The following is a 2,319-nucleotide window of genomic DNA, read 5'->3' on the forward strand; positions in this document are numbered from 1 at the left end:
ATGCATGATCTTGTGGTACATCAATATTTGGTAGGCCTGACTTAAAATAGGCAAGCTGGAAGTCCCGCATCTCTTCCCAATTTATTACTTCGGTATAAAGATCTAATCCCAACTTTTCAATCATTACGTTGATATTATGAACAGAGATATCTGTATTCCATCCACCATCCACATGAAAAACAAGAGGGCGAAGACCGAGCTCCTTGACTGCGACGTGCAACAAATAGGAGCTGTCCGCCCCCCCACTCATACCCATGATGCAGTCAAAATCACGGCCCTTACCGTCTTTTCTAATTTTATCAACGATCCTGGCCAACTCCGCTGCACCGCGTTCGTCTGTATGCCACTTCGGCTTAACATTCTTCTCAAAATCTATGCAATGGTCACAAACACCATTTTCATCAAACACAATTCTGGAATCAGACGTATCCATTACACAGTTTGTGCAGATTTGATATTTACGCTTTTGCATTAATTACCTCGCCAAATATTCCTTACCCAAATAGCACTAATCCGATGGAAGGACTTTATCTTAACCACCCAAGGTGGAAACGCCCCTATGCAATTTTCATTGCCCCAAATGCCTCCGGACTTAGATAGCCGATGGTACTGTGGCAACGAATTCGATTGTAATACACTTCGATACTATCGAATACTGTTTGTCGCATCTAACGACGAGTCGCAAGTCGCCCCCATGCTAATCTCCAAATTTTAGCTGCTCTCATGAGCAGAGGTCAGACCAATAGCGCCAACCTCTGCGCCTCCGAGGCCCATTCGTGTCGCTCGTGATTGTAGATCCACAGCCAATGGGTCGCAAAGTCCTGAACCGCCTCAATGCTGTCGAACAAGTACGGCCTCAGTCAGTCATGGCGCACTGTACCTTTGTAACGCTCGGTGTGGGCGTTCTGCTGGGTTTGCCCACTTCGGTGTTTGTCAGGATAGTTGTCGCAATTTTCAAGCTGCGATTCTCTCGTTTTCTGGCCCTGCCAACGCCTGTGGACAATCGGGATTCAGCCATACCTCTACGACCGGCTCCCAGTTGCGCGTGGGGCCACTCCACCGTTCCGGATGCCGTTTCCGGGCGGTTTCGTACACTGCTTTGCGCTTGGCAAGCAAAACCGTATCCCGTCCCTCATGTCGCTCATTCGGCGTCACGAACTTCAGGGCGCTGTGACGATGACTGCCGTTGTACCAGGACACGAACTCATGTACCCACTGACGGGCCGCATTCAGGCTCTCGAAGGGCTTCTGCGGCCAGGTCGGTGTATACTTCAGCGTCCGGAACAGGCTCTCGGAATAAGGGTTGTCGTTGCTCACCGATGGTCGGCTGAACGAGGGCACCACGCCCAGTTGCTGCAGGGTTGCCATCAGGGTGGCGCCCTTCATCGGCGAGCCGTTGTCCGCATGCAGCACCAACCCAGGTCGGGTCACCTTTTCCGCAAGGCAAGCCTTTCGAATGAGTTCGGCAGCGTGTGCCGCCGACTCCCGTTCATGGACTTCCCAGCCCACGATCTTTCGACTGTAGATGTCCAGGACCAGATAGAGCCGATAGAACGCACCGCGTATCGTGCTGGCCAGGTAAGTAATATCCCAGCTCCACACCTGATTTGGCCCTGTGGCGCAATAGCTCTTCGGTTTGGCCCGCCTTCGGGGTGGCTGCGCCCGGCCCCGACGATTGGCCTGGCCCGCTTCGCGCAGTATCCGGTAGAAGGTCGATTCCGAGGCCAGATATTCGCCCTGGTCGGCCAGGGCAGGAACAATCTGGCACGGCGGTAGGTTGGCATACTCCGGTCGGTTGCACACTTCCACGATATGCGCCCTCTCGGCCTCACTCAGGCGGTTCGCCGGTGCCGGACGAGACGCTTCCGGGCGGCCATCCGGCACGATACCGCCCTTCCGGGTCCAGCGCTGGTAGGTGCGGGCGCTGATCCCAAGGAGTTCACAGGCTTTCGCCTGCCTCGCCCCCTGGGCCATGGCTTGTTCGACCAGCTCAAAGGCCTGGCGGCGATCTGGGATGCTGGTCATGCGTCCTCGCCTTCCCCCCAGATCGCCTCGGCTTTTTTTGACAACACCAACAAGGCTGCAGTCTCGGCCAGGGCCTTTTCCTTCTTCTTGAGCTCGCGTTCCAGCGCCTTGAGCCGCTCCCGGTCGGCCTTGCGCTCGGCTTTCAGCCGCTCGGCCTGTTGCCGGTCCCAGTCGTTGGCCTGCTCGCAGGCCCGGCGCCAGGCGCGCACCTGTTCAGGGTACAGGCCCCGCTCACGGCACCAGGCCGAGAGCTGTGCCTCATTCAGGGCAGCTGTCTCCACTACCGCGGAAAAC

General features: G+C 56.0%; 3 protein-coding genes. All 3 read right to left on the reverse strand.

Going from position 1 to position 2,319, the window contains the following annotated elements; translation table 11 throughout:
• A partial coding sequence (locus D6694_13340; protein RMH37252.1) for an LPS biosynthesis protein occupies nucleotides 1-472 on the reverse strand: 472 nt, incomplete at its 3' end.
• 482 nt (nucleotides 473-954) lie between these two features.
• Entirely contained in the window at nucleotides 955-2,025 is a 1,071-nt protein-coding gene (locus D6694_13345; protein RMH37251.1) for an IS3 family transposase, read from the reverse strand.
• Nucleotides 2,022-2,291: a transposase gene (locus tag D6694_13350; GenBank protein ID RMH37253.1), complete on the reverse strand. Its 270-nt coding sequence runs from the start codon at nucleotides 2,289-2,291 to the stop codon at nucleotides 2,022-2,024. The genes D6694_13345 and D6694_13350 overlap by 4 nt, the downstream gene beginning before the upstream one ends.
• Nucleotides 2,292-2,319 lie beyond the last annotated feature (28 nt).

The organism is Gammaproteobacteria bacterium (assembly GCA_003696665.1).
Lineage (GTDB): Bacteria > Pseudomonadota > Gammaproteobacteria > Enterobacterales.